Source organism: Spiribacter aquaticus (assembly GCF_007625215.1).
Lineage (GTDB): Bacteria > Pseudomonadota > Gammaproteobacteria > Nitrococcales > Nitrococcaceae > Spiribacter > Spiribacter roseus.
Genome location: NZ_VMKP01000001.1, coordinates 575,514 through 600,700, shown reverse-complemented (window position 1 = coordinate 600,700; position 25,187 = coordinate 575,514). Strand labels below are relative to the sequence as shown.

General features: G+C 68.6%; 28 protein-coding genes and 1 tRNA gene. 12 read left to right on the top strand and 17 right to left on the bottom strand.

All coding sequences use genetic code 11. The features are described from left to right. Window positions 1-46: 46 nt before the first annotated feature. The 3 genes from FPL11_RS03015 to FPL11_RS03005 are packed head-to-tail and all read right to left on the bottom strand — an operon-like array spanning window position 47 to window position 2,609. The gene (locus tag FPL11_RS03015) at window positions 47-1,603 is read right to left on the bottom strand and encodes a cryptochrome/deoxyribodipyrimidine photo-lyase family protein (RefSeq protein WP_144347160.1); all 1,557 of its coding nucleotides are present in this window, start codon (window positions 1,601-1,603) and stop codon (window positions 47-49) included. Further along, entirely contained in the window at window positions 1,600-1,728 is a 129-nt protein-coding gene (locus tag FPL11_RS03010) for a DUF2256 domain-containing protein (RefSeq protein WP_144347159.1), read from the bottom strand. The genes FPL11_RS03015 and FPL11_RS03010 overlap by 4 nt, the downstream gene beginning before the upstream one ends. Next, window positions 1,728-2,609, bottom strand: coding sequence for an NAD-dependent protein deacetylase (locus tag FPL11_RS03005; RefSeq protein WP_235013513.1), 882 nt, complete (start codon window positions 2,607-2,609; stop codon window positions 1,728-1,730). Before FPL11_RS03005 ends, FPL11_RS03010 begins: the two co-directional genes overlap by 1 nt. Before the next feature lie 105 nt (window positions 2,610-2,714). Between FPL11_RS03005 and FPL11_RS03000 the strand changes: the two genes are divergently transcribed. From FPL11_RS03000 to FPL11_RS02990, 3 genes are read left to right on the top strand one after another with little or no spacing between them, the layout of a single operon-like run. Beyond that, window positions 2,715-3,935, top strand: coding sequence for a Bcr/CflA family multidrug efflux MFS transporter (locus tag FPL11_RS03000; RefSeq protein WP_235012784.1), 1,221 nt, complete (start codon window positions 2,715-2,717; stop codon window positions 3,933-3,935). Window positions 3,936-3,938: 3 nt separating this feature from the next. Then, complete coding sequence (locus FPL11_RS02995) at window positions 3,939-4,601, top strand: hypothetical protein (RefSeq protein ID WP_144347157.1); 663 nt, start codon at window positions 3,939-3,941, stop codon at window positions 4,599-4,601. Further along, entirely contained in the window at window positions 4,588-5,292 is a 705-nt protein-coding gene (locus FPL11_RS02990) for an MlaC/ttg2D family ABC transporter substrate-binding protein (RefSeq protein WP_144347156.1), read from the top strand. The genes FPL11_RS02995 and FPL11_RS02990 overlap by 14 nt, the downstream gene beginning before the upstream one ends. Here the strand turns inward: FPL11_RS02990 and FPL11_RS02985 are convergent. The 3 genes from FPL11_RS02985 to FPL11_RS02975 are packed head-to-tail and all read right to left on the bottom strand — an operon-like array spanning window position 5,286 to window position 9,597. Beyond that, window positions 5,286-6,443, bottom strand: a complete 1,158-nt coding sequence (locus FPL11_RS02985) for a lipocalin-like domain-containing protein (protein WP_144347155.1) — start codon at window positions 6,441-6,443, stop codon at window positions 5,286-5,288. The genes FPL11_RS02990 and FPL11_RS02985 overlap by 7 nt on opposite strands. Further along, complete coding sequence (locus FPL11_RS02980) at window positions 6,443-8,935, bottom strand: ABC transporter permease (RefSeq protein ID WP_144347154.1); 2,493 nt, start codon at window positions 8,933-8,935, stop codon at window positions 6,443-6,445. Before FPL11_RS02980 ends, FPL11_RS02985 begins: the two co-directional genes overlap by 1 nt. Then, complete coding sequence (locus FPL11_RS02975; protein ID WP_144347153.1) at window positions 8,932-9,597, bottom strand: ABC transporter ATP-binding protein; 666 nt, start codon at window positions 9,595-9,597, stop codon at window positions 8,932-8,934. The genes FPL11_RS02980 and FPL11_RS02975 overlap by 4 nt, the downstream gene beginning before the upstream one ends. A 74-nt stretch (window positions 9,598-9,671) precedes the next feature. Here FPL11_RS02975 and FPL11_RS02970 point away from each other — a divergent pair, with 74 nt between their 5' ends. Beyond that, window positions 9,672-10,214 (top strand): NUDIX hydrolase, encoded by a 543-nt coding sequence (locus tag FPL11_RS02970; RefSeq protein WP_144347152.1) that lies wholly within the window; start codon window positions 9,672-9,674, stop codon window positions 10,212-10,214. Further along, window positions 10,215-10,766, top strand: a complete 552-nt coding sequence (msrA, locus tag FPL11_RS02965) for a peptide-methionine (S)-S-oxide reductase MsrA (RefSeq protein WP_144347151.1) — start codon at window positions 10,215-10,217, stop codon at window positions 10,764-10,766. Here the strand turns inward: msrA and FPL11_RS02960 are convergent. Beyond that, on the bottom strand, window positions 10,742-11,050 hold the full coding sequence (locus FPL11_RS02960) for a DUF2288 domain-containing protein (RefSeq protein ID WP_110882465.1): 309 nt from the start codon (window positions 11,048-11,050) through the stop codon (window positions 10,742-10,744). The genes msrA and FPL11_RS02960 overlap by 25 nt on opposite strands. A gap of 278 nt (window positions 11,051-11,328) precedes the next feature. Here FPL11_RS02960 and FPL11_RS02955 point away from each other — a divergent pair, with 278 nt between their 5' ends. Beyond that, window positions 11,329-12,348: a porin gene (locus FPL11_RS02955; protein WP_159308533.1), complete on the top strand. Its 1,020-nt coding sequence runs from the start codon at window positions 11,329-11,331 to the stop codon at window positions 12,346-12,348. Window positions 12,349-12,449: 101 nt separating this feature from the next. After that, window positions 12,450-13,337: a DMT family transporter gene (locus FPL11_RS02950; RefSeq protein WP_144347149.1), complete on the top strand. Its 888-nt coding sequence runs from the start codon at window positions 12,450-12,452 to the stop codon at window positions 13,335-13,337. A gap of 19 nt (window positions 13,338-13,356) precedes the next feature. On the opposite strand, the gene FPL11_RS02945 is transcribed toward FPL11_RS02950, so the two are convergent. The 7 genes from FPL11_RS02945 to FPL11_RS02915 all read right to left on the bottom strand — a co-directional run bounded on the left by FPL11_RS02945 (window position 13,357) and on the right by FPL11_RS02915 (window position 19,011). Further along, window positions 13,357-16,605 carry a DEAD/DEAH box helicase gene (locus FPL11_RS02945; RefSeq protein ID WP_144347148.1) on the bottom strand — a complete coding sequence of 1,083 codons (3,249 nt, stop codon included), beginning with the start codon at window positions 16,603-16,605 and terminating at the stop codon, window positions 13,357-13,359. A gap of 45 nt (window positions 16,606-16,650) precedes the next feature. Then, window positions 16,651-16,896 (bottom strand): MoaD/ThiS family protein, encoded by a 246-nt coding sequence (locus tag FPL11_RS02940; protein ID WP_144347147.1) that lies wholly within the window; start codon window positions 16,894-16,896, stop codon window positions 16,651-16,653. Between the two features lie 273 nt (window positions 16,897-17,169). Further along, window positions 17,170-17,370 (bottom strand): hypothetical protein, encoded by a 201-nt coding sequence (locus tag FPL11_RS02935; RefSeq protein ID WP_144347146.1) that lies wholly within the window; start codon window positions 17,368-17,370, stop codon window positions 17,170-17,172. A 211-nt stretch (window positions 17,371-17,581) separates the two neighbouring features. After that, window positions 17,582-17,655: transfer RNA gene (locus FPL11_RS02930), tRNA-Gln, on the bottom strand. A gap of 9 nt (window positions 17,656-17,664) precedes the next feature. Next, complete coding sequence (gene rpsI, locus FPL11_RS02925; RefSeq protein WP_110882460.1) at window positions 17,665-18,057, bottom strand: 30S ribosomal protein S9; 393 nt, start codon at window positions 18,055-18,057, stop codon at window positions 17,665-17,667. A gap of 19 nt (window positions 18,058-18,076) precedes the next feature. Then, window positions 18,077-18,505 carry a 50S ribosomal protein L13 gene (gene rplM / locus FPL11_RS02920; protein ID WP_110882459.1) on the bottom strand — a complete coding sequence of 143 codons (429 nt, stop codon included), beginning with the start codon at window positions 18,503-18,505 and terminating at the stop codon, window positions 18,077-18,079. A 62-nt stretch (window positions 18,506-18,567) separates the two neighbouring features. Next, a complete protein-coding gene (locus tag FPL11_RS02915) occupies window positions 18,568-19,011 on the bottom strand; it encodes an OsmC family protein (RefSeq protein ID WP_144347145.1) in 444 nt (147 codons plus the stop codon). A 113-nt stretch (window positions 19,012-19,124) separates the two neighbouring features. On the opposite strand from FPL11_RS02915, the gene crp reads away from it, so the two are divergent. Next, window positions 19,125-19,763 carry a cAMP-activated global transcriptional regulator CRP gene (crp, locus tag FPL11_RS02910; RefSeq protein ID WP_144347144.1) on the top strand — a complete coding sequence of 213 codons (639 nt, stop codon included), beginning with the start codon at window positions 19,125-19,127 and terminating at the stop codon, window positions 19,761-19,763. Here crp and trpC read toward each other — a convergent pair whose 3' ends face one another. Genes trpC through FPL11_RS02895 form a run of 3 tightly spaced genes read right to left on the bottom strand, consistent with a single transcriptional unit; the run spans window position 19,764 to window position 22,175 of the window. Further along, a complete protein-coding gene (gene trpC / locus FPL11_RS02905; protein ID WP_144347143.1) occupies window positions 19,764-20,570 on the bottom strand; it encodes an indole-3-glycerol phosphate synthase TrpC in 807 nt (268 codons plus the stop codon). It lies immediately after the preceding gene. Further along, window positions 20,567-21,595 (bottom strand): anthranilate phosphoribosyltransferase, encoded by a 1,029-nt coding sequence (trpD, locus tag FPL11_RS02900; RefSeq protein ID WP_144347142.1) that lies wholly within the window; start codon window positions 21,593-21,595, stop codon window positions 20,567-20,569. Before trpD ends, trpC begins: the two co-directional genes overlap by 4 nt. Next, complete coding sequence (locus tag FPL11_RS02895) at window positions 21,552-22,175, bottom strand: anthranilate synthase component II (RefSeq protein ID WP_144347141.1); 624 nt, start codon at window positions 22,173-22,175, stop codon at window positions 21,552-21,554. Before FPL11_RS02895 ends, trpD begins: the two co-directional genes overlap by 44 nt. 183 nt (window positions 22,176-22,358) lie before the next feature. Between FPL11_RS02895 and FPL11_RS02890 the strand changes: the two genes are divergently transcribed. The 4 genes from FPL11_RS02890 to FPL11_RS02875 are packed head-to-tail and all read left to right on the top strand — an operon-like array spanning window position 22,359 to window position 25,186. Further along, window positions 22,359-23,393 (top strand): ABC transporter substrate-binding protein, encoded by a 1,035-nt coding sequence (locus FPL11_RS02890; RefSeq protein ID WP_235013512.1) that lies wholly within the window; start codon window positions 22,359-22,361, stop codon window positions 23,391-23,393. Then, window positions 23,386-24,150 carry an ABC transporter permease gene (locus tag FPL11_RS02885; protein WP_235011832.1) on the top strand — a complete coding sequence of 255 codons (765 nt, stop codon included), beginning with the start codon at window positions 23,386-23,388 and terminating at the stop codon, window positions 24,148-24,150. Before FPL11_RS02890 ends, FPL11_RS02885 begins: the two co-directional genes overlap by 8 nt. Next, on the top strand, window positions 24,138-24,890 hold the full coding sequence (locus FPL11_RS02880; protein ID WP_144347139.1) for an ABC transporter ATP-binding protein: 753 nt from the start codon (window positions 24,138-24,140) through the stop codon (window positions 24,888-24,890). Before FPL11_RS02885 ends, FPL11_RS02880 begins: the two co-directional genes overlap by 13 nt. Then, window positions 24,887-25,186 (top strand): hypothetical protein, encoded by a 300-nt coding sequence (locus tag FPL11_RS02875; protein WP_110882450.1) that lies wholly within the window; start codon window positions 24,887-24,889, stop codon window positions 25,184-25,186. The genes FPL11_RS02880 and FPL11_RS02875 overlap by 4 nt, the downstream gene beginning before the upstream one ends. Window position 25,187 lies beyond the last annotated feature (1 nt).

Below are 25,187 nucleotides of genomic sequence, written 5' to 3'. Positions count from 1 at the left end.
GCTGACCGGCGTCGCTACCCGGTCGGCGGTTTTTTTGTTCCAGGGACTAGAGATCCAGCGTGCCCTGTCCCGGCGGCGGGCGGCGCCGACCGGAGCGCGGCCGCTCGGGGGCGGGGCTGCGGCTGGCGTGCTGGCGGCGTACTCGAGCCGATTCCCGGGCCAGATCCCGCTGCTCGCGGTGGGCCTTGATGCGCGCCCGGGCGTCCCGCGCGGCCTGCTCGTGATCCACCACCGGCCAGGGGTAATCCCGCCCCAGACGCACACCGTAGCGCCGCTGCAGCCCACCGGGCATCCGCCACGGTTCGTGAATCCACTCGCCGGGCACGGCGGCCAGCGCCGGCAGCCAGTGGCGGATATAGGCGCCGTCCGGATCCTGATCGCGGGACTGCTTGACCGGGTTGTAAATGCGCAGGGTGTTGATCCCCGTGGTGCCGGACTGCATCTGGAACTGGCAGTAGTGGATGCCCGGCTCGTAGTCGGTAAAAAGCCGCGCCAGCGCCTGCGCCGGTTCACGCCAGTGCATCCACAGGTGATAGCTCGATACGGCGACGAGCATGGCGCGCATCCGAAAGTTGATCCAGCCCTCGGCCCGCAGCTGGCGCATGCAGGCATCGACGAAGGGCAGACCGGTGCGGCCCTCGATCCAGGCGGCGAGCCGCTCCGGGTCGGTCTGCGACTCGTCCCGCAGCCCGTCGTAGCCGCGGTGCATGTTGCGCCACTCAAGCGCCGGCTCGTCCTCGAGTTTCTGGATGAAATGGCAGTGCCAGTGCAGGCGGGACTCGAACGACTTGAGCGACCGCGCCCAGTGCGAGCGCGGCGCCTCGGCCTTCAGTGCCATCCAGCGGCGGCGATGGGTCTGCACGATCTCGCGCAGCGAAAGCGTCCCGTAGGCGATATGCGGCGAGAGCCGCGAGCAGACCTCGCCGGCGGACACCGGGCTTGCCATGCCCTGGCGGTAGGTCTCGCCGCGGGTGGCCAGAAAACTGGCCAGCAGGGACTCGCCAGCGGCCCGACCGCCCGGCTGACGGCCCGGGCAGGCAACCCGCCCCCCGCCGCGCTCGGCCGGCAGCCGATCGATGGGAATGGTGGCAGCGTGCACCGCCGCGCCCGGGTCAAGCGCCCGCGCGGTTGCCGGCGGACACACGGGCTGGGCCTTCATGCGCCGCTCCCAGTGTCCGGCCCATTCATCGCGGCTCGCCAGCGGGCGGACCACGCCGAACTGCGGCACCTCATGCAGCGCGATACCGGCCTCGCGGCAGCCGCGTCGCACCGTCCGATCACGCTGATGCGTCCAGGCGTTGCCCGTCTCCTCGTGGGCGTGGAGGGTGATCCCGCCCAGCGCGGCATTCAGCCACCGAAAGATTGCCATGGCCTCGCCCTCGAACACCCACAGGCGCAGGCCCCGCTCGGCGAGGGCCGCATCCAGTTCGATCAGGCTCTCGCGGATGAACGCCCAGTGGCGCTGGGCGGTGTCCGGCTGGCGCCAGTAGTCGGGCTCGATGACATACACCGGCAGCACCGGCCCCTCGGCCATGGCGCGTGCCAGCGGCGCATGGTCGGCGGTGCGCAGATCGCGCTTGTACCAAACAAGCTGCGCGCTCATCGACTGCGCCGACAGCGTTCCGAGCAATAGCGCACGTTCTCCCAGTCACGCGCCCACTTGCGTCGCCAGTTGAACGGCCGGCCGCAGACCGGGCAGATCTTGCTGGGCAGCGGCTTTTTCGCCATCAGCCCACCGCCCGGCGGGGTGACAGGGACTGGATGATCGCGGCAAGCCCGCTCGCGCAGTCCGCGGTCACCCGACCGCTGGCCTCGGCGTCGCCGCGGGTGATGCCAAGCCCCAGCACATACACCGGCTTGCCGGCCGCCGCCGCGGCGCGCACGAACCGGTAGCCCGACCAGACCATCAGGGAGGAGCCCACCACCCACAGCGCGCCGGCCGACTCAAGGGCGGCGAAGGCGGCGGCGACCCGGGCTTTGGGGACCGTCTCACCAAAAAACACCACCGCGGGCTTGAGCATGCCACCGCAGGCCTCGCAGGCCGGCACCACGAAATCGCCGTAGTCGACATCGCCCAGCTCGGCATCCCCATCCGGGGTCATCTGCGGGGACCGGGCCGCGGCCGCCCAGCCGGGGTTGGCCGCCTCCAGCTGGCTCTGGTGATGGGCGCGGGGGATGACCCGGCCGCAGTCCAGGCACTCGACGCGATCGAGCCGGCCGTGGAGGTCGTGAACCGCCGGGCTGCCGGCGGCCTGGTGCAGGCCATCGACATTCTGGGTGATCACCGGGCCCACCACGCCACGGGCGCCGAGTTCGGCCAGCCGCCGATGGGCGGCATTGGGTCGGGCCTGCTCGACGGTGCGCCAGCCCACCAGGCTGCGCGCCCAGTAGCGCCGGCGACCCGACTCGTGACCGGTGAACTCGGCCAGCTGCATGGGCGAGCCGCGCTTCCAGACGCCGCGATGGTCGCGATAATCCGGAATGCCCGAGCCGGTGGACACCCCGGCGCCGGTGATCACCAGCGCCGGGGCGTGCGCCTCGAGGGCCTGCGCCATGCGCTCGACGGGCCATTCATCGGCGGCTTCGGGAAGGGGTCGTGAACGTGCCACGCGAAGGAACTCCTCGGCCTGACTGGCCTCCACTACGCTACGGTATACTGACAGATGCAAGCGGCCGGAATTCGCTTGCTCTTTGGCGCCAGGAGGCCCTCACCCTTGTTCGGACCCATCAAGCCCGCCCGCCCCGACGGCGTGGCGATGATCATCATTCTGGGCGTGATCACCGCGTTCGCCCCGCTGTCCATCGACCTGTACCTGCCAAGCCTGCCGCTGATCGAGGCGGACCTGGGGGTCAGTGCCGGGCAGACACAGCTCAGCCTGGCGCTGTTCTTTGTGGGACTGGCACTGGGGCAGTTCTTTTATGGCCCCCTTGCCGATCGCTACGGCCGGCGCCGGCCGCTGCTGGCCGGTATTTTACTGTATGGCGCGGCGACGCTGATATGCGGTCTTGCGACCGGCATCGAGGCCCTGCTGGTCGGCCGGCTGATCCAGGGCTTCGGGGCGGCGGCCGGGCCGGTGATCGCCCGCGCCGTGGTGCGCGATCTGTACTCGGGCCGACGGGCGGCGCGCATGATGTCGTTCGTGATCCTGGTCATGACCATGGCGCCGCTGATCGCCCCGGTGCTGGGCGGCTGGATCAGCTCGCAGCTCGGCTGGCGGGCGGTGTTCGCGGTGCTCGCCCTGTTCGCGGTGATCTGCACCGCCATGCTGCTCATCGCGCTGTACGAAACCCACCCTGCGGAGCGGCGCCCGGATGCCCGGCTGGGGCAGCTGTTCATGGCCTATGGCCCCATCCTGCGGGATCCGGTCAGCCTCGCCTATCTGGGCGCCGGCGGCATGGCCTTCGCCGCGCTGTTCGCCTATGTCGCCGGCAGCCCGTTCGTCTACACCGAGGTGTTCGGCGTCTCGCAGGCGCAGTTCGGCTACTACTTCGCGCTCAACGTGGTGGGGCTTTTGATTGGCAACCTCACCAACGGCCAGCTGGTCATGCGCTACGGCCACCGACGCATGCTGAGTGCCGGGGTGCTGATCATGGCGAGCGCCACGGCCGCCCTGGTCGCGCTGGTGGCGGGCGGAGTGACCGCGCAGTGGCTGATCACCCCGCCCCTGTTCGTGGCGTTGGGCACGGTGGGCATCATCGCCGCCAACACCGTGGCCGGACTGCTCGATCGCTACCCGGCCCACGCCGGGGCGGCCTCGGCACTGTTCGGCGTCGCCCAGTTCAGTCTGGGGGCGGTCAGCGCGGCGCTGGTGGGGCTCATCACGGCCGGGCCGCTGGTCACCATGGTCGGTGTCATGGCGGTCACCGCGGCGCTCGCCCTGGCAGCGGTCTCCGCACTCTGGCACCAGCAGCGCCGGCCGGCATCCGTCGCCTGAGCCATGGCCCGCGAAGACGACCGCATCGACAACCGCATCGCGTGCCTGCGCACCGATCGACTGCCCGCCACGCTGGTCTCCGACGCGGGCTATCACTGCGAGGTCTGGCGCAGCAGCGGCAGCGTCCGCCGGGCCGGCGAGCGCCAGCCGGTGGACCGGATCATCAAGATCCCACGGACGGCCACGCCGGCCCGCGAGGTGGCCGTCCTCAACCGCGACCACCAGCGCCTGCGCGCCGCCCTGGGTGACATCGTCCCGCCCACGGTGTTCGTGCGCACCCACATTGACGGCGAGGCGAGCGTGATCGCCATGGCACCCAACATCCGCCGCTGGTTTGACGTGGCCAACCCCGGCAATGAGGCCGAGCTCGCGCCCATGATCGCCCGCGACCCCCGCCTGCGCGACGCCCTGGCGCATTTCATCGGCAGCGCCGAGCGCTGGTACCGCGAGGACGACCGGGTGCTCGACCTCTACGGCATCGACAATCTGGTCCTCGACCGCAATCATCACCTGCACTACATCGACAGTTTCGGCGTATTCTTTCACGCCGATCTGCTCGAGATCCTGCCCGACCCCGACCCGGGGCTGGCGACACGGATCCGTACCTCTCGGCTGCGGCTGGAGTACCTCAATCATCTGCTGGAGCGCGCCCATGACAAGATCTAGCCCCCTCGCCCGGACCCTGCTGGCCCTGATCGTCGCCCTGCTGATCCCCGCCACCGGGGTGCAGGCAAGCGCCACCACCCCCGACGAGGGCCCGCCCGAGGCGCCCAAGGCGGTGGTCAACTACGTGGTCACGGAGGCCCTCAATCGCATCGTCGATGAGCGCGAGACGCTGGCCAACGACCGCGCGGCGGCGGTCGCGCTGTTCAACAGCCGGGTGCGTCCCTGGGTGGATACCCAGCTGATGGCCCGGTTTGCCATGGGCCCGGCGGCGCGCACCGCTGAGCCGGCGGACATCGAGCGGCTCGCCACGGCGCTTGCCGATCGGGTGGCCAACCTCTACGCCGGGGCGCTGCAGCGCTATGCCCAGGAGGCCGTGGATTTTGCCGAAAAGGGTGAGGTCGACCTGCGCCTGGTCACCCAAGAGGACGACCGCGCCATCGTCAACGCCATTGCCCAGGGCCCGGACATCGACACGCTCGAGCTGCGCATCCAGCTCTACAAGCGCGATGATCGCTGGCGGGTCTTCGACATCGAAACCCGCGGCGTGAGCATGCTGCTGGTGTTCCGCGACGCGCTGCAGGCCGAGGCCGGCCGTGACGGCGGCGTGGACGCGATGATCGCCGCCCTCGAGGAAGGCACGGTGGATGTCGAGGGCACCTGGGAGGAGGAGACCGGCGACGCCGATCAGTAGCCGGTCATCTCCAGATAGCCCACACCGCTGGCGCTGCCGGTCACCGCGACGCTGCCCTCCCAGTAGCGCACGGTGGTGGGCATCGCCTGATCATCCAGACGGGCATTGACCCGCAGGTCGATGCCCTCATCCGGCAGCTGAATGCGCCAGGCCACCGGATAGCGTGACCCGGTGCGCGGGTTCTGCCACTCCCGCGTCGGCGTCAGGCGGAAGTCCTCGGCGCTCAGGCGCCGGCTCTGCCCGGCGGGCCCCACCAGGATCCCGGCGGAGTGTGGGTCGGTGCTGCCATCCTGCCGGCGCAGGCGATAGACCATCAGATCGCGGCCGTCATCGAGCTGCAGCGCAAACCAGTCCCAACCCGCCTGATCGGCATCCAGCGCGCTGGTGGACCACTCACGATCCAGCCAGGCACTGCCGGTGACGGCATGGGTTTGATCGGCAAAGCGTACCTCGCCATCGGCGGCGAGACGCGTGTACGAGTAATAGCGCGAGGCATTGCCCGGTTCCTCACCCTTGCGGCTGTAGCCGCGATCCCCCTGCAGCACCCGCGGTTTCTGCGCGGCAATGGCCAGATCGATGCCAATCCCGCGCGACGGGGCGCTGGCGGTGACCCGCAGCGGGAACAGCGCCTCGCTGCCCTCGCTGCGGATCTGCCAGTCATCCAGCCACACCCGCACCGGTCGGGTGGTGGCGCCGGCCAAACCCAGGGCTCCGCGCTGGTAACGCTCCACCGCCCGATGCGTGCCGGCCGTCACATCGGTGACCGCGAAATGCCCCATCCAGACCTGCCGGGTCGCCCAGTCCGAGGGCCGATCGCCCGCCTCCGGCGCCAGGGCGGTGCGGAACAGCGTCAGCTGAAAGCCGTAGTCGCGGCCCGCCGGGCTGGTGAGGTTGCCGGTGAAATACCACCACTCGGTGCGGTGGTCGGGATGCGCGCCATGATCGGCGGGAAAGTCGAGCGGCCGTGGGCCGGTGACCCGGGCGAAGGCATCGGCGTTGGCACTCGGGCCCATGGCGGCGGCCAGACTCTGGGCGCCGTCGCTGGCGGGCTCACCCGTCGGTGTGCCCCCAAAGCGCACCGCCCCGATCACGATGGCCGCCACCAGCAGTCCGACCAGTCCCAGCAGCCCCGCGTCCAGTCGATTGCGCATCACTCCCCCTTCAGCGCCGCGGCAATCCGCAGCCGTGTGGCCCGCCAGGCCGGATAGACGGTGGCGAGTAGCGCCGCGACCACTGCCAGGGCAACGCCCTCGACCACCGGCCCGGCCTGCAGCTCAAAGCCCATGGTCCAGCCATAGGCCCGGCGGTTGATGACAAACACCAGCAGCCCCGCCAGCGTCACGCCCAGCGGCACCGCCCAGAGCCCGGCGATCAGCCCCAGCAATGCGCTCTGCCCGCTGATCAGCCCGGCCAGCCCGGCGCGGCCCAGCCCCACGGCCCGCAGCACCGCAAACTCTCGCAGCCGGTCGAGCTGCAGGGCCATCAGCGCCGAGATCACGCCGACGAAGGCCACCAGCCCGGCCAGCCAGCGCAGCACCTCGGTGATCGCGAAGGTACGATCGAAGATGCGCAGCGACTGCTCGAATACCGCGGCATTGTCGGTGACCCGCGCGCCGGGCACCCCGGCCAGGGCCGATTCAAGGCGGCCGATCAGCGCCTCGCGGTCCGCGCCGTCACGGGCATGCACGCCGATCCCGGCCAGCCCGGCATCGTCGTAGAGATCGCGATACAGATCACGCCGCATGAGCACCGCGCCGGTGGGCGAGGCGTAATCGCGATAGACGCCCGCCACGGTCAGTGCCCGGCGCGACTCGCCCACCGGCAGCCGCAGGATGTCGCCGGGCGCCAGGTCGCGGCGCTCGGCAAACGGTTCGCTGATCAGCACCGCCGTCTGCCCGCGATAGGCCGCCAGCGCCGCGGCACGCTCGGGCCGGCGGATGTCCACCGACGGTTGGCGCCCCTCGGGCAGGCCCAGCGCCCAGATCGTCACCGGCCCATCCGCGGTGGCCAGGTCGTACCACTGCGAGCGGCTGACAAAGGCCACCTCATCCAGCGCCGCCAGCCGGTCGGCCCGGGAGTCGCTGAGATCCGCCGGGGACGAAACATAGAAATCCGCGGCCAGCGAGCCTTCCAGCCAGTCCACCACACTGGCGCGGAAGCTCGCGATCATCACGGCCACCCCGATCACCGCCGCCACCGCCACGGACAGCGCGGCGACCGCCACCCCGGTGCGACTGAGCGAGGCCACCGCCCCTTCGACGATGAGCCCGCCCACCGGCCGGCCGCGCATCAGCGGTCGCAACAGCGCGCCGACGCCCAGGATGATGGCCGGGGCCATGAATGCGGCCCCCAGAATGACCGCGAACAGCCCGACAAAGGCGGCGACCAGGCCGTCGCTCACCGCGATCACCAGCGCCCCCAGCAGCAGGGCACTGCCGCCGATCCAGCCGACACGGCCCGCCAGGCGCCGGGCGCGCTGCTCCAGATCGGCCCGCGACAGCGCCGCCCGCGGGGGCGTGGCGGCGGCGTCCCGGGCCGGCGCGGCCGCCGCCAGCACCGATCCGCCCAGGCCCACCAGCAGGCCCGCCGCCAGACTCCAGGGCGAGAGCACCAGATCACCCGCGGCGCGGGCGAAATAGACATCATTGACGGTCTGCAGGACCAGTCCCACCAGCCCATGCGCCAGCGCATAGCCAAGGGCGAGCCCGGCCAGCGTGCCGATCAACCCGATCAGCAGGGCGTCACCGATCATCTGCCCGATGATCTCGCGCCGCTGCACCCCCATGGCGCGCAGGATGCCGATGACCGCCCGGCGCCGGACGCCGAGAAAACTCAGGGTGTTGAACACCAGGAACGCGCCCACCACCACGGCCAGCAGCGAGAGTGCGGTCAGGTTGATCTGAAAGGCGCGGCTCATCTGCAGCACCGACTGGGCGCTGGCCGCCGCCGGCACGATGCGCACCCCCGCGCCCAGGATCTCGGCCAGGGCCGCGGCCCGGGCCTCATCCACCATCAGGTCAATGCGATCCAGCCGGCCGTGTTGATCGAGCAGCGTCTGGGCGGCGGCGATATCCGCGAGCACCAGCCCGCGGGCCTGATCCTCGGGGTCGTCCACCACCGCCACCACGGTGACGGTGTGGCGCGCGCCATCGATGAGCAGATCGAGGGGATCGCCGGCGGTCACGCCCAGGCGCTCGGCCTCGCCCTGGCCGACCACCACGGCATCATCGCGCAGCATCAGGTCGTTGAAGGCGTCCCCCAGATTGTTGGTGGCGCCCAGCGGGCGCTGGAACGGGCCCTCGGCAAAGGCATCCACCCCCAGCAGGGTCAGGGCACGGCCGCTGCCGTCGGCGCGCACCACGCCGCCCTGGATGACCGGTGCCGCGCGGCGCAGGCCCATCTCGGTGCGCAGCCGGGTGTAGAGCCGTTCGTCGACGCCCGCCGGGCCGCCGACGATCTGGTGGGTGGCACTGCCGGTGACCGATTCCAGCGACACGCGCATGGCCTCGCGCGCCGAGTGGTTGGCCAGGTCCACGGCCACCACCACCGCCACGGCGATCGCCACGCCCAGCATGGCGAGCCCGGTCTGCAGGGGATGCCGCGCCAGGTCCGCGCGGCCGATGCGCCCGATCAGTCGGCTCATTCGGCGTCGACCAGCCGGCCTTCACGGATGGTGAGCAGCTGATCGGCCAGCCCCACCACCTCCTGGGCGTGGGTGACCATCACCAGCGTGCGCCCCTCGGCGCGGCACAGCCGGTCGAGCAGCGCGACGATGCGCTCGGCGTTGTCCAGATCGAGGTTGCCGGTGGGCTCATCGGCCAGAATGATATCCGGGGCGTGGATCAGCGCCCGGGCAATGGCCACGCGCTGCTGCTCGCCGCCCGAGAGGCGATCCGGCCAGTCGCCACCCCGCCCGGCCAGGCCGACCCGCTCGAGCCACTGCTCGACCCGGCCGTCTTCCGGCAGGCGGTTGAGGCTGAGCGGCAGGCGCAGGTTATCGGCCACGGACAGTGTCGGGATCAGGTTGTAGGCCTGGAACACAAACCCCATGCGCCGCCGGCGCAGGGTGGTGAGCGCCCGATCGTCCAGCCGGGCGATGTCGGTGCCATCGATGCGCACCACCCCGTCGCTGGGCGACTCCAGCCCACCGAGCAGGTTGAGCAGCGTCGACTTGCCCGAGCCGCTGCGCCCCACCACCACCGCGAATTCGCCCGCCCGGATGGTCCCCGAGACCTGGTCGAGGACCGTGCGTCGCGGGGTCTCGCCATACCAGCGGCTCAGCGACTCAAAGGCAATGTCGGCCATGCAGACCCTCCCATCATGTTGGTGCGGCGGCTCTGTTATTCTCAGTGACCGACAACCGCGCAAGAGATTCCATTATGAGCGACTCCGAGCAGCCGACGGTCGGGCCCCGGCATTACCAGATCCCCGAGGGTGATGATCGTGAACGGCTCACCTGTCCCGACTGCGGTTTCATCGCCTACGAAAACCCCCGCATCGTGGTCGGCGCCGTGGCCCGCGCCGAGGATGAGCGCATCCTGCTGTGCCGCCGGGCCATCCCACCGCGGATCGGCTACTGGACCCTGCCGGCGGGCTACATGGAGCTGGGCGAGACCGCCGAGACCGGCGCCCGGCGCGAGGCCTGGGAAGAGGCGCGGGCCCAGCTCAAACTCACCGGCCTGCTCGCGGTCTACAGTCTGGCACGCATACATCAGGTCCAGCTGATCTATCGCGCCGTGCTCACCGACCCGCATGTCGAGGCGGGCCCGGAATCGCAGAGCGTGGGGCTGTTCCACTACTCGGAACTGCCCTGGGACGAACTGGCGTTTCCCACGGTGCGCTGGGCGCTCGAGCAGGACCATCAGGCGCACATGCAAGGCCACGGCGAGGCCTTTGCCAATCCAACCGCGGAGGAAGACTGAATGGCGACAGCAACACTGGGCGGCGGCTGCTTCTGGTGCATCGAAGCGGTATTCCAGCGCCTCGACGGCGTTCATTCGGTGACATCCGGCTATGCCGGCGGCGATACCCCCAACCCGGACTACCGCAGCGTGTGCACCGGCCGCACCGGGCATGCCGAGGTGGTGCAGGTGGACTACGACCCGGCGGTAATCGACTTTGACACCCTGCTTGCGGTGTTCTTTGCCATCCATGATCCGACCACCCCCAACCGCCAGGGTGCGGATGTGGGGCCGCAATACCGGTCCATCGTGCTCTATGCCGATGACGCGCAGCGCCGGACCGCCGAGGCGCACATCCAGCGCCTGACCGACGAGGGGGCATTCCGGGCGCCCATCGTCACCGAGGTCAAACCGCTGACGGCGTTCTACCCGGCCGAGGGCGATCATCAGGACTACTACCTGCGCAACGCGCCCATGCCCTACTGCCAGATGGTCATTGACCCCAAGCTGGACAAGGCCCGGTCACTGTTCGCCGATCGCATGCGCGATCAGGCCCCCACCGCCGGCTCCTGAACCAGCACCCACGGGGCGGCCACCACCGCCCACAGGTCAGGATCGCGCTGGTGCCAGTCCTGGGCCTCATCAGTACTGGCCCGGGCGACCTGCCCGGCGGTCATCCAGCTCATCACTGTCGGCTCGTCATCGCGCACGAACGCCGCCGCCACCGCCACCAGATCCAGCGCCGGGTCCACCCGCACCACCACCCCGCGGGCGAAGTGGCGTTCAAGCTCGGCCCAGCGAATGGGCCCGGTTTCGGTGTTCAGCTGGGTCTCAAGCGGGATCTCGGTATCGGTCATGGCCGGCTCCTGGTGATGCGTCGGGCGTTGCGCGCAAACAACGAGTCGCAGAAGCCACTCATGGTTATCGCCCAAGCCCCTGAAAAATTAGGCCCTTGTTGATGACAAAGGGGTTTGCATGGGGGCGGAAACTAGGCTACCTTCCAACTCGTGCGCAACAGCTGCATGGCACTTGTGGCAAAAACACAACGCCGGCACTGACCAGCACACAATACGAACAGTCGGGGTAGCTACCCGACACGATTGTTCAAAACCTATCCCATATGGGGGAAACCATGATGAAGAAGACAACTAGCGCCCTGGCCATCGCGGCCCTGCTGGGCACCGGCGCGGCCTCCGCCGCCACTTTCCAGATCAATGACACGACCACGGTCGGCATTGGTGGTGCGTTCTATCCGTTCTACACGAACACTGATGACGCCGACGGCAACAGCACCGACGGCTACGGCGACGCCAGCCGCCTGATCTTCACCGCCGAGAAGGCCGCCGTGAACGGCATGACGGCCTCGCTGTACTACCAGCTGCGTCCGCAGCAGGGTCTGGGCGATTTCGCCAGCGCGAACTCGGTGGTTGACGTCACTGAGGCGGATGGCACTGAGACAGACGTCGATCAGACCGAGAACGATGCGGGCGTCCGCACCCACGTGGCCCATGCTACGCTCAGCGGTGACTTCGGTTCCGTCACTTACGGTAAGAACGACAACCTGATGTACCGCTACATCGACGTCGTCCGTGACTACAACGATGCGCTGGTCTTCACGTTCTCCAACGCCATCGAGCGTAGCCGTGTGCTGACTTACGCCTCCCCGGACTTTGACGGCTTCGGCTTCGAGATTGAGTCCGAGCTGGCCGGCGACGGCGAAAACGTCAAGGAAGAGACCGGTAATTCCAGCAGCGTCAACGCGGCGGCCTACGCCGACCTGGACATGGTCCGCCTGCACGCTGCCTACACCGGTGGTGACCTGCAGAGTGCAAACTCCGACGGCGCCTATGGCCTGGCCGCAGTTACCAGCATCGATGTGGTTGACCTGAGCGCGACCTACACCAACAGCCAGATCAACGAAGGTCAGGACGAGACCATCGCCGGTCTCTACGCCACGACCTCCTACGGCTTCGGCTCGCTGCATCTGGGTGCCCAGGAAGTGGATGTTGATGGTGAGTCCAACCGCACCGAGGTGATCGGTCGCGCGACTTACGACATCGCCGACAACGTCTACACCTCGCTGGAGTACCGTTCCGCCGACAAGGCGAATGATGCGGGCAACGGCTACGCCGTGTCCCTGTGGTACGGCTTCTAAAACTGCCCAGCAGTTAGAGCCTTCAAAGGCGGCCCTCGGGCCGCCTTTTTTTGTGCGGTTGCGCTGGACGCGGCGGGGTTGGCCGCCTAGGCTTGCCCGCCATGAACACCCGCGACTGGTTACTCCTGATTATCCTCTCCACCGTCTGGGGCGGATCCTTCTTTTTCTTTGAGCTGGCGCTGCAGACCCTGCCGCCGTTCACGGTGGTACTGGGGCGGGTCAGTCTGGCGGCGGTGACGCTGCTGGTGATCGCCCGGCTGCGCGGTGTTCCCCTGCCCTTCAATGCCTCGCTGGTCCGCCGCTATCTGCTGCTGGGCCTGATCAGCAACGCCATGCCGTTTTCCTTCATTGTCTGGGGGCAGACCCAGATCCCCAGTGGCCTTGCCTCGATCATCAATGCGATGACGCCGATCTGGGCGATGTTGGTGGGATTGCTGATCGGCAGTGACGAGCGGCTTACCCCGGCTCGGGCGCTGGGCATCCTGCTGGGGTTCTCCGGGGTCGCGGTGCTCATGGGTCCGGATCTGCTGCGCAGGATCGATCCCTACAGCCTGGGTCAGCTCTCGGTGCTGGGGGCGACGATCTGCTATGGCTTCGCGGTGCACTACGGCCGGCGCTTCAAGGACACCCCCTCGCTGGTGAATGCGGCTTATATGCTGACCGCCGCCACCGTCTGGCTCACGCCCGTGGCGCTGGTGGTCGATCAGCCGTGGACACTCTCGCCGGGGCTGTCGGGCTGGGGCGCGCTGCTGGGGCTCTCGCTGCTATGCACCGCCGTGGCCTATCTCCTCTACTTCCGCCTGCTGGCCTCGGCCGGCGCCAACAATATGTCGCTGGTGACGTTTCTGGTGCCGGTCTCCGCCATCACCCTGGGGGCGGTGTTCCTTGACGAGCGACTGGGGTCCACCGCGTTTGCGGGCATGGGGATCCTGTTCGTGGGCCTGGCGGTCATCGACGGGCGCCTCTGGCGGCGGCTACGGGCGGGCTGAGGCTGCGTCCTGTGCCCGCTCAGTCCTGGGCCGGGTCCTCGCCGCCCAGGGGCTGGAACAGGGTCTCGAGGGTGGAGGCATCGAGGGCGCTCACCGCCGAGGCATCCTGATCGCCCAGCAGGCGCTCGCCCAGATCGGCCTTGTCCCGCTGCATCGCCATAATGCGGTCTTCCACCGTATCCCGGGTCAGCAGGTGGTAGACGAACACCGGCTGATCCTGGCCGATGCGATGCGCGCGGTCCGTCGCCTGGCGGGTGACGGCCGGGTTCCACCAGGGGTCATAGTGGATGACGCTGTCCGCCGTGGTCAGGTTAAGCCCCGTCCCGCCGGCCTTGAGACTGATCAGAAAGATCGGCACCTCGCCCGACTGAAAACGCTGGACGGCGCCCTCGCGATCGCGGGTCTCGCCGGTCAACCGGGCATAGGTCATGCCGCGGGCGGTGAGCGCCGCACCGATCAGGTCGAGCATGCGCGTGAACTGCGAGAACACCAGGATGCGGCGGTCGTACTGGCGCAGGTCGTCGATCAGCGTCAGCAGCCGCTCGAGCTTGGCCGAGCGATGGGCGGTCTGCGGCGCATCGCGTACCAATCGAGGGTCACAGCAGGCCTCGCGCAGCTTGAGCAGGGCGTCGAGGATCTGGATCCGGTTCTGGGGCTGATCGGGGCGCGCCAGGGCTTCCCGAATGCGCGGCTCCTGCCCCAGGCGCAGCTGCTCGTAGAGGGCGCGCTGATCGCCACTGAGCTCGGCGTAGACCGGGATCTCGGTCTTCGCCGGCAGTTCTTCAGCGATCGCGGCCTTGGTCCGGCGCAGCAGAAACGGCGCCACCCGCGCGCGCAGCGCCGCCAGCCGGCTGTCGTCGCCGTCATCTTCGATGGGCCGGCGATAGACCCGCTTGAACGCGGCTGCATGCCCCAGTAACCCCGGGAGGACGAAGTCGAACTGCGACCAGAGCTCGCCGAGGTGATTCTCCAGCGGCGTGCCGGTCAGGCTCAGGCGCTGCCCGGCGCTCAGCGTGCGCACTGCCCGGGCGGCCTGGGCGCGGGGGTTCTTGACCGCCTGCGCCTCGTCCAGCACCAGTAGGTGCCAGGCCTGTGCCTGCAGCCGCTCGATGTCGCGCACCACCAGACTGTAGGTGGTGAGCACCAGATCCTGCTCACCCAGACGCGCATAGTCGGCGTGGCGCTGCGGCCCATGCAGCCGCAGCACGCGCAGTGTCGGGGCAAACTGCTCGGCCTCGCGCTGCCAGTTGAACAGCAGGCTGGTGGGCACGACGATCAGGCTGGGCGCCTGGGTGCGGCCGGCGGCCTTTTCCATGAGCAGATGACTGAGCACCTGCAGGGTCTTGCCAAGCCCCATGTCATCGGCCAGCACCCCGCCCAGGCCCAGCCGCGAGAGGTGCTGCAGCCAGCCGACGCCCTCGCGCTGATAAGGCCGCAGTTCGCCACGCAGGCCTGGCGGCGTCACCGGTACTTCGGTCTCCGCCGGCGGATGCCTCAGGGCCTGCCCCAGACCCCGCACCTGCGCCTCGTCCCGCCAGCGCAGGGCATGGCCCTCGGCCCGCTCGAGATCATCCAGCACCGCCGCGCGGGCGGTGGGCAGGACGAGCTGGCCGTCACGCAACTGCGTGGTCGGGTCATAGAGTTCGGTCAGCCCCTTGAGCAGGGGCACCAGCCGACGCGCGGGAACCGGCGCGAGGCGCCCATCACCCAGGTCCACCAGCAGGCTGCTGTCGGGATCAATCGCCTCCAGATGGCGGGTGGCCATGGCCTCGGGGTGTTCGCGGATGAGCGCCAGCAGAAGAGGCATCAGCGGGTGCTGCTCGCCCTCCACCTCAAGGGTCATGCCAAAGCTGAACCAGCCGGGCTGACTGGACCGGGTCTCGGCCTGCCATTGATCGGGGCTGACCACCCGCCAGGGAAAGCCGCGCTCCACACTCACCCGCCAGCCCTCGGCCTCCAGCTCGGGCAGGGTTTCGACAACGATCTTGCGCCAGTCGCGGGTGTGATCCGGCACGCGGCGGCCCTCGGCCATGGTGCCGGTGGCATGCAGGCCTACCTGGGTGAGGCGCTGCAGGGCGCGGGTCTCGGCGCGGGTATCGCGCGGGTAATCAAGGATCTCGCCACCCTCGAACACCGACAGCCAGTCGCCCCCGGTCTCGGCATCGATGCGATGCTGATCGTAATCGAAGTGCAGTTCCGCGACGGCCTCGCCCCGCTCATCGCGGGCCGGCCGGCGGGTGTCGCCAAGGCGCGTCAGGCGCAGGACGGGGACCGGCTGCACGCCCTCCACACGGCGCCGTTGCGGGGCTTCGGGCACCGGAATGGGCAGACGCCCGTCAGACAGCTTGGCGGCCACCGCCGGGACCTCCTCGGGGGCGACCACTGGGCCGGCCTGGAGTTCGGCTACCAGCGCCGGCGCCAGACCCGTGTCGATGACACCAAAGGTGCCACTTGCCGGCGCCAGCCACAGCGGCGGCTGCGCGGCCAGGGCCAGGCACCCGGCGCCGGCATCCACGGCCAGGCGCTGACTGCCATCGGCGAGGGTCTGCCACGCGAAGGCCCCCTCAATCGCCGGTGCGGCCTGAATGGCGGCGGCGTCGGGCTGCTGCCAGTGGGCGTGCCCGGTGGCGGCCAGCGCCTGCAGCAGAAAGTACGCATCGTCCGGATTCACGGGACAGCCGGTCTCGGGCAGCAGGCGCAGCAGCCGCCGGTCGGCGGCCGTCAGCAGACCCTCGGGCGCCCGGCGCATCCCGGCAAACGGCAACAGCCGCCCGTAGCCGCCGTGCCGGCGCAATCGGGCGCGTTGGGGGGTCACGGTCAGGCGACCACTGGCGTCGCGGTCAAGCAGATAGATCAGCGCTTCGCCGCGTGGCGTCGCCGATGAATGCGACTCGGCGGCAAGCCGGCGGGCGCGATCCAGCCACTGGGTGACGGCCGGGTTGGCGCGGGTCAGCCCGGCCGGTGCCGTGCGGCCCAGGTAGTGCAGGATCGCGGCGACGGCATGCCCGCAGGCGCCGCCCTCAGGGCAGCTGCAGAGCGAGGTCAGGGGCCGGTGCGAGGGCAGTGGATGGACCCGGATGTCCACCGAGTGGATGTGGCGGCGATCGGCCTGGACGCGGGCGAAAAACCCCTGACCCCCGGGGCTGCAGTCGAGCACGGCCCGTGACTGGATCAGGCGCTCACCGGCCTCCAGTGCCTCGCGCGGGAAGTCCGCCCATAGGACGGCCTCACCGTGGGTCGAGATCCATTCGGCAAGAGGATCGGTCAAGGCGGCTACTCCCGGGCGTCTGCATGCACAACCTCACAGCATACATCAGCCGCCGCTCACCGGCGGCAATAACACCAGGGTTTCGTCGCCCTGCAGGATGTCCTGGCGGGTTCGCATCTCGTCGCCCACCGCACACGCCACACGCGGCAGGGTGTCGGCCAGCGCCGGATACTCGCGGACCAGCGCGGTCAATGCCTCGGCAATGGTGCAGGGCGTGTCGACGGACAACTCCACGGTCTGAGTGCTGGCGACTTCGCGGAGCCGGCCATAGAGTTCGATTTTCTGCTTCAACTCTCGTCCCTATCGTTACACGTGAGGATGAAGATCCAGGAACAATACTAGACTCCCCTGATACTCATGACTTTCCTGTATCGGTGTAAAACCGTACTTCAGATAAAACTCCACGGACGGCCTTTTGGCTTCATTTCTCAGGAAGGCTTTCAGAGGAGCGAACTCGGCCTCGCCCAGGGACAGGGCTCCTGTCTTATCTTGCAGCCCTATGTGGCGAACTGTCAGCTCGTGTTGGCCGCCCTGACCTCTGACCCCCATCGTAAAGAGAGGTCGCTATTCGTCGGAGACCTTCACGTGGACTCTGAGGCTTCTGACGCCATTCGCATCCCAATCCGCAATCAGCTCACGAGCCCGCTTGACGGCTTGGGCAGAACGGGCGTTCGGCTGATTTTCATCACGGACATATCGGTCCAGGCGGGCCGCATCCTTACCGGTCACTCGCACACTGCCGAAAGTATCGGTCTTTACACTCATATCATCCTCCAGCCCGTAGGCTAGCGAGCGGGGTCTTTTATGGATGGCTGGGGGACCAGGTTTACTCGGCCTCCGGCCTCGCCCTTCGGGCCGACACGCGCTGTGCGCGGTCGTTCTGCTCCCTAGCGGTCGCAGTCGAACCTTCCAGCTTCGAACCCTGGCACTCAATTATCCATAAAAAACCCCGCTGGGGAGCGGGGTCTTTCATGGATGGCTGGGGGACCAGGATTCGAACCTGGGTTGACGGATTCAGAGTCCGTAGTCCTACCGCTAGACGATCCCCCAATAAACCCTTTAGCGCTTGGAGAACTGCGTGGCGCGGCGCGCTTTGTGCAGGCCGATCTTCTTACGCTCGACCATCCGGGCGTCGCGGGTCACGTAGCCGGCCTTGCGCAGGCCGCCCTTGAGCGCTTCGTCGTAGTCGATGAGCGCGCGGGTGATGCCGTGCCGGATGGCGCCGGCCTGACCACTCGACCCACCACCGAAGACGCTCACCTTGATGTCGAGTTTTTCCGTCGTGTCGGTCAGCTCGAGGGGCTGACGCACCACCATGCGCGCGGTCTCGCGGCCGAAGTACTCGTCAAGGGGCTTGCCGTTGACGGTGATCTGGCCGTTGCCGGGCCGCATGTTCACACGGGCCGAGGACTTCTTGCGCCGGCCGGTGCCGTAATACTGTTGGACTGCCATCAGTTATCGTCGCTCCGATTCAGATTTCCAGCGCCTGAGGCTGCTGGGCATGGTGCTGATGTTCGCCACCGCTGTAAACCTTGAGCTTACCGAGCATCTGCCGGCCGAGGGGGCCCTTGGGCAGCATGCCCTTGACCGCGAACTCGATAGCCCGCTCCGGGTGCTCCTGGATCAGCGTCGCGAAATTCGTCGACTTCATGTTGCCGACATATCCCGTGAAACGGTGATACATCTTCTGCTCCGCCTTGCGGCCGGTGATATCGACCTGCTCGGCATTCACCACAACGATATAGTCGCCCGTATCAACGTGCGGCGTGAATTCCGGTTTATGCTTGCCCCGAAGCCGATAGGCGATTTCAGAGGCGAGTCGTCCGAGGGTCTTGCCGGTGGCGTCGACGACATACCAGTCACGCTGGACCGTCTCGGCTCTGGCGCTAAACGTTTTCATGGGTGCTGTTTCTCCGAAGTCAACGCGCCCGAATTAAGATCGTGGAGTGTACAGAAACCGGTTTACGGCGACAAGCCATCCCCGGTGCCCGGGGCCGCGACCACCTCATGGCTGTGGGTGACCGTGCATGCCTTGGCCAGCATGATCGAAGCCGAGCAGTATTTCTCGGCGGACAGCTTCACGGCCCGCTCCACCGCGGCGTCCTTGAGCGCGTGCCCGCTGATCCGGAAATGCAGATGGATCGCAGTGAACACCTTGGGGGGTGTCTCCGCGCGGCTTGCCTCTATATCCACCTCACAGCCCGTCACCGCATGGCGACCGCGCTCGAGGATATACACCACGTCCACCGCCGAGCAGGTCCCAAGGCCCTGGAGCATAAGCTCCATCGGCCGCGGGCCCCTGCCCTGGCCGCCCAGATCCGGTGGGCCATCCACCGTTAGTCGGTGGCCACTGCCGGATTCCGACTCGAATGCCATCCCATCAAGCCAGCGTACATGCGCTTTCACGGTTCACCCCCCATTCTGGACCCCTCCATATGGGTCATATCCGATTACCGCCGGTGAGTATAACGTCCAAGAACCGATTGACCGATGCGATTCCAGGAAACACGGAGGTTCCCATGTCACCGGCCAGCTATCGCTTTTTCCAGCGCCCATCGATCATCGAGCTGCTGCGCCACTGCGGCCGCAGCCGCTATCGCCCCCATTCCACGCTGATCCATCAGGGCTCGAGCAGCGACCGGCTGTTCCTGCTGCTGAGCGGATCGGTGAGCGTGCTCGAGGAAGAGCCCGACGGGCGGGAGCTGATTCTGGCCTATCTCAACCCGGGGGATTTCATCGGCGAGATGGGGCTTTTCCTGGAGGCGCCGCAGCGCAGCGCCTGGATCCGTACCCGCACCACCTGTGAGTTCGCCGAGATCAGCTATGCCGGTTTTGCGCGGGTGCAGGCCGAGCATGCCATTGTGCTGCAGCCGCTGATCGAGCAGATCTCGAGCCGGCTGCGCGACACCAACCGCCGGTTCCGCTCACTGGCCTTCGAGGACGTCCGCGGCCGGGTGCTCGCCACGCTCCACGACCTCGCCCGCCAGCCCGATGCCATGACCCACCCGGCGGGCATGCAGCTGAAGATCACCCGCATCGAGCTCGGCCGACTGGTGGGCTGCTCGCGGGAGATGGTCGGCCGGGTGCTGCGCGACATGGAGGCCGATGATCTGATCTCGGCCCGCGGCCGGACCATCGTGGTGCACGAGGCGCGCTGATCAGCCGAACAGCGCGGCCAGCTGATCACCGGGGGAATCGGCCCGCATGAAGGCCTCCCCCACCAGGAAGGCGTCGATGCCCCGCGCACGCATGGCGCTGACATCGTCGCGGTGATGAATGCCGCTCTCGGTCACCAGCCGCACGTGGTCGGGGACGGCGGGCGCCAACCGGGCGGTGGTCTCCAGGGTGGTCTCGAAGGTGCGCAGGTCGCGGTTGTTGATGCCGATCAGGTCCGTGTCCAGCGCCAGCGCCCGATCCAGCTCGGCGGCATCATGCACCTCCACCAGCACATCCATGCCCAGCGCCCGGGCCTGGTCGTGGAGCCCGCGCAGTCGCGCGTCATCCAGCGCAGCCACGATCAGCAGGATGCAGTCCGCACCCAGCACCCGGGCCTCAAGCACCTGGTAGTCATCGAACAGGAAATCCTTGCGGATCACCGGGCAGCGGCAGGCGGCGCGGGCCTGCTCGAGATGCGCGTCCGCGCCCTGGAAAAACGCCGATTCGGTGAGTACCGACAGGCAGGCCGCACCGCCGTGCTCGTAGCTGCGGGCGATGGCGGCGGGGTCGAAGGCCTCGCGGAGCACTCCCTTGCTGGGCGAGGCCTTCTTGACCTCGGCGATCACCCCCGCATGGCCGGCGCCGATGCGCGCCTCGAGGGCCGCGCGAAAACCCCGCACCGGCGGTGCCTCGCCCAGCCGGGCCTCAAGCGCCGTGGCACTGACCTGGTGCTGGCGCTCGGCCACCGACTCGGCCTTGCGGGCCATGATCCGACGCAGGATATCGGGGGTATCCGGGCCAGCGCTCATGGCGTTGCCCCCAGTCGCTGGCTGGTGGCGATGAACCGGTCGAAACGGGTCCGCACTTCGCCGCTCGCAAGCAGCCCGCGGGCATGGGCGACGGCGTCGCCAAGGTGGTCGGCAAGGCCCGCCACATGGATGGCCGCACCGGCATTCAGCGCGAGTAGATCCGCCGCCGGACCGGGCAGGCCGTCAAAGATCGCCTTGATCACCTCGAGGCTGCGCTCCGCGGAATCCACCCGCAGCGACTCGAGCGAAGCCGACTCCAGGCCGAAGTCCTCGGGACGGATCGTGTATTCACGCACCTCGCCGTTGCGCAGTTCCGCCACCCGGGTGGGGGCGGCGATGCTGATCTCATCAAGGCCGTCTTCGGAGTGCACCACCATCACCCGCTCGCTGCCCAGGGTGCGCAGCACTTCGGCGATGGGCCGCACCCAGGCGGCGTCATAGACGCCCAGCAGTTGATTGGGGGCGCCCGCGGGGTTGGTGAGCGGGCCCAGCAGGTTGAACAGGGTGCGCACGCCCATCTCGCGGCGCGGGCCGATGGCATGGCGCATGGCCTGGTGGTGCTGCGGGGCGAAGATGAACCCCACGCCGTCGGTGTCGATGCACTCGGCCACGGCCGCGGGCTCCAGATCGAGACGCGCCCCGGCGATCTGCAGCAGATCGGCACTGCCCGAGGCGCTCGAGACCGAGCGGTTGCCGTGCTTGGCCACCCGACCACCGGCCGCCGCCACCACAAACGCGGTGGCCGTGGAGATATTGAACGTGCCGCGGGCGTCGCCACCCGTGCCGCAGGTGTCCACCAGATGGGTGCGATCCACTTCGACCCGCATGGCCAGCTCGCGCATCACCGCCGCCGCCGCGGCGATCTCGGTGACCGTCTCGCCCTTCATCCCCAGACCGATCAGAAACCCGCCGATCTGTGCCCCCGTGGCCTCGCCGGTCATGATCCGTTGCATGACCGCGGTCATTTCGGCGTGGTCAAGATCAGCGCGGGCCATCACCCGTCGGATCGCCGCCTGCATCTCCATGCTGACTCCTTAGAAAGTTGCGCAATAGATCGTGCCCGGTGCGGGTGAGGATGGACTCGGGATGGAACTGCACCCCTTCGACATCCAGCTCGCGGTGGCGCACGCCCATGATCTCCTCGCGATCGCCGTTGGCATGTTCGGTCCATGCCGTCACCTCGAGGCAGGCCGGCAGGGTCGCCGCCTCAAGCACCAGCGAGTGATAGCGGGTGGCCTCGAGCGGGTTGGGTAGCCCGGCGAACACCCCCTGATCCCGGTGATGCACCCACGAGGTCTTGCCATGCATCACGGTCTGGGCGCGGATCACTGCCCCGCCAAACGCCTGGCCGATGGCCTGATGGCCCAGACAGACCCCCAGGATCGGCAGCCGCCCGGCAAAGCGCTCGACCACCGCCATGGAGACGCCCGCCTCGTCAGGCGTGCAGGGCCCCGGCGACAGGACGATACGCTCGGGCTGCAGGCGCTCGATGGTCGCCAGATCGATGGCGTCGTTGCGATAGACCTCGACATCCGTGCCCAGCTCGCCCAGATACTGGACCAGGTTGTAGGTGAACGAGTCGTAGTTGTCGATCATCAAGAGCATGGCGTTCGCTCACGTGGCTGGCACTGACTGACACCCGACAGGATAACCCGGATGGGCCCCGGCGCGCGTCCCAGGGCGGCGGGAATATGGATATTCCAGTTCGTTATTTAACGCGGAGTGCTCAGACTGAGTAAGCTTTCGGGTTTGATCAGCGACGGAACCCGTATGTCTGCCCATCAGCGCTTGAACCGCTCGACCCGCAACCCACTGATCGCCCTCACCCTCGGGGCGGTGCTGGCCCTGGCGGCGGCCGCCCCCCGGGCCGAGTCGCCGGTGACCCTCGAGGTGGGCTACATGCCGATCCTGCCGGTCGCCCAGCTGTTCGTGCTCGAAGAAGCGGGCTGGGCGGACGAGGCCGGGCTGGATCTAGCCCTGACCCGTTTTGGCAGTGGACCGGCCATGGTCCAGGCCCTCGCCTCGGGCGAGCTCGATGTCATGGTGTTCGGCATTGGCCCGGCCATGGTCAGCCGCAGCCGCGATATCCCCATCCAGGTGCTGGCCGCGAGCATTCAGGAGCAGATCGGGCTGATGGCCACCGGGGAACTGGCCGAGGCCTTCGCCGATGAACCCGATGATGCCGCGGCGGCGTTCGAGCTGTTCGAGGAACGCACCGGCAGCCGCCCGCGCATCGCCACCTTCCCCCAGGGCTCGGTCCCGGACACGGTCCTGCGCCACTGGCTGATCGAGGAGCTGGACGTGGGCGTTGATGCCGTCGACATCCTGCCCATGGGCGCCGACCGGGTTCAGCAGGCGCTGCTTGCCGGCGCGGTGGACGGGGCGTCGACGCTTGAGCCGATCCTGACTACGGTGCGCGAGCGGGTGGATGGCGCGCGGGTGGTGGCCACCGCCGGCGACATGCTGCCCGGCCAGCCCGGCGCGGTGCTGGCGGCGCGGGAGTCGGTCATCGCCAACGAGCGCGAGGCCCTGATCCGCCTGCTGGCCCTGCATGAGCGCGCCACACGGCAGCTCAACGACCAGCCCACCGAGGTCGCGCCCTACGTGCGCGAGTTCGTGGGCAAGCGCCTGATCCCGCTGGCCACCGTTGAGCGCGCCCTGCAGTCGCCGGCGTCCAACTACGTCGCCGATCCGGCCGCCATCCGCGAGGGCACCCGCCGGATGCATGACTTCCAGATCCGCCAGGGCAGCCTGGTCAAGCCGGTCGATCTGTCGGCGCTTTTCAACGACACGCTCTACGAGGCGGCGACCGACGGTGATTGACGCCGGACCCCGTGGCAGGCGGCTGGTCGCGAGCGCGGCGGGACTCGCCGGGTTCCTGCTGCTGTGGGAGGGCATCCTGCGGCTGGGACTGCTCCCGAACACCCTGGTGCCGCTGCCCTCAGCGATCCCCGGCGTGCTCGCCCAGGAGATCCGTGACGGCATCTGGCAGACCATGGTGGTCTCGAGTCTGCAGCACTACGGGATTGGTCTGCTGCTGGGCTCGAGCCTGGGCATTGCGGTGGGCATGAGTGCGGCGATGTTCCCCGCCTTTGATGCGGTGCATGCCTGGCTGGCGCGGCTGCTGCGCCCGATCCCGCCGCTGGCCTGGATCCCGTTCGCCATCATCTGGTTTGGCATCACCCCGACCGCGGCGGCGTTCATCATCAGCATCGGTGTGTTCTGGATCAACTACTTCGCCAGTTACAGCGCGGTGGATGCCATTGACCCGGGTTATCAGGAGCTTGCCGCGGCGTTCGGGCAGAACCAGCCGCTGGTGCGGCTGCGCAAGATCACCCTGCCCGCCGCGGCGCCCGGCATCCTCGGCGGGCTGCGTGCCGGCCTGGGCCAGGGCTGGATGACGGTGGTGGCCGCGGAGCTGTTCGGCATCACCGGCATCGGTCAGCGCATGATGGAAGCCTCGAGCCTGCTCGCCACCGACATCGTGGTGGTCTACATGCTGACCATCGCCGGCCTCTATGCCCTGGTGGACGCGGTGTTCGTCATGCTGCAGCGACGGATCCTGCAATGGCAGTACTGAGCGCCGAGCAGCTGGCCGTGGGCTTCGGCGACGCCCCGGTGCTCGAGGGGGTCGATCTGACGCTTCAGGCCCAGGGGCTGATCGCCATCGTCGGGCCCTCGGGGGTAGGCAAATCGACGCTGCTGCGCGCCCTCGCCGGCCTGCTGCCGCCACTGGCCGGGCGCATCGAGCGCCCCCGTCACGCGCCGCGCAAGGCCCGCGACAGCGCCATGGTGTTCCAGTCGCCGCGCCTGCTGCCGTGGCGGCGTGTCCTCGGCAATGTCGAGCTGGGGCTGGAGAACCTCGGCGTGCCACGCGCCGAGCGCCAGTCACGCGCCCGTCACCACCTCGAGCAGGTCGGCCTGGGCGAGTTCCTCCATCGCTGGCCCCATCATCTGTCGGGCGGTCAGCAGCAGCGCGTGGGCCTGGCCCGGGCGCTGGCGGTCGAGCCGCGGGTGCTGTTCATGGACGAGCCCTTCTCGGCCCTTGATGCGATGACCCGCGGGCGGCTGCAGCAGGCCCTGATCGCCCTGCGCCGCCAGACCACGGCGGCCATCGTGTTCGTCACCCACGACATTGAGGAGGCCACCCTGCTGAGCGACCGCATCATGGTGCTTGGCCACGCCGGCCCCCGTCAGCCGGCGCGGGTCCGGGCCCTGCTTGAGGTGGATCTGCCGCTGGATGAGCGCCGCGATGATCCCGGCTTCCGGCGGACCGTCCACGAGGTCGAGCGCTTGATCGGCGAAGGGGCTGCGCCATGACCGACCGGGTGATCTTTCATGCGCCGACCGCCGGGTCGCTGGCCCGGGCGCGCCGCAATCTGCTCAATTTCAGGGCCATGGCGCCGGCGGCGGAGCTGCGCATCATCGCCAACGCGGCGGCGGTGGCCGCGGCGCTGGAGCACCCCGACCCCGACACCGACGCGCAGCTGGTGCTCTGCCGCACGAGCCTGACCCGTCAGGGCCTGAACAATGACGCCGGCGTGGCCGAGACCGATTCAGCGGTGGTGGCGATCGCCCGTCTGCAGCAGGCGGGCTGGCAGTACATCCGCGCCTAGC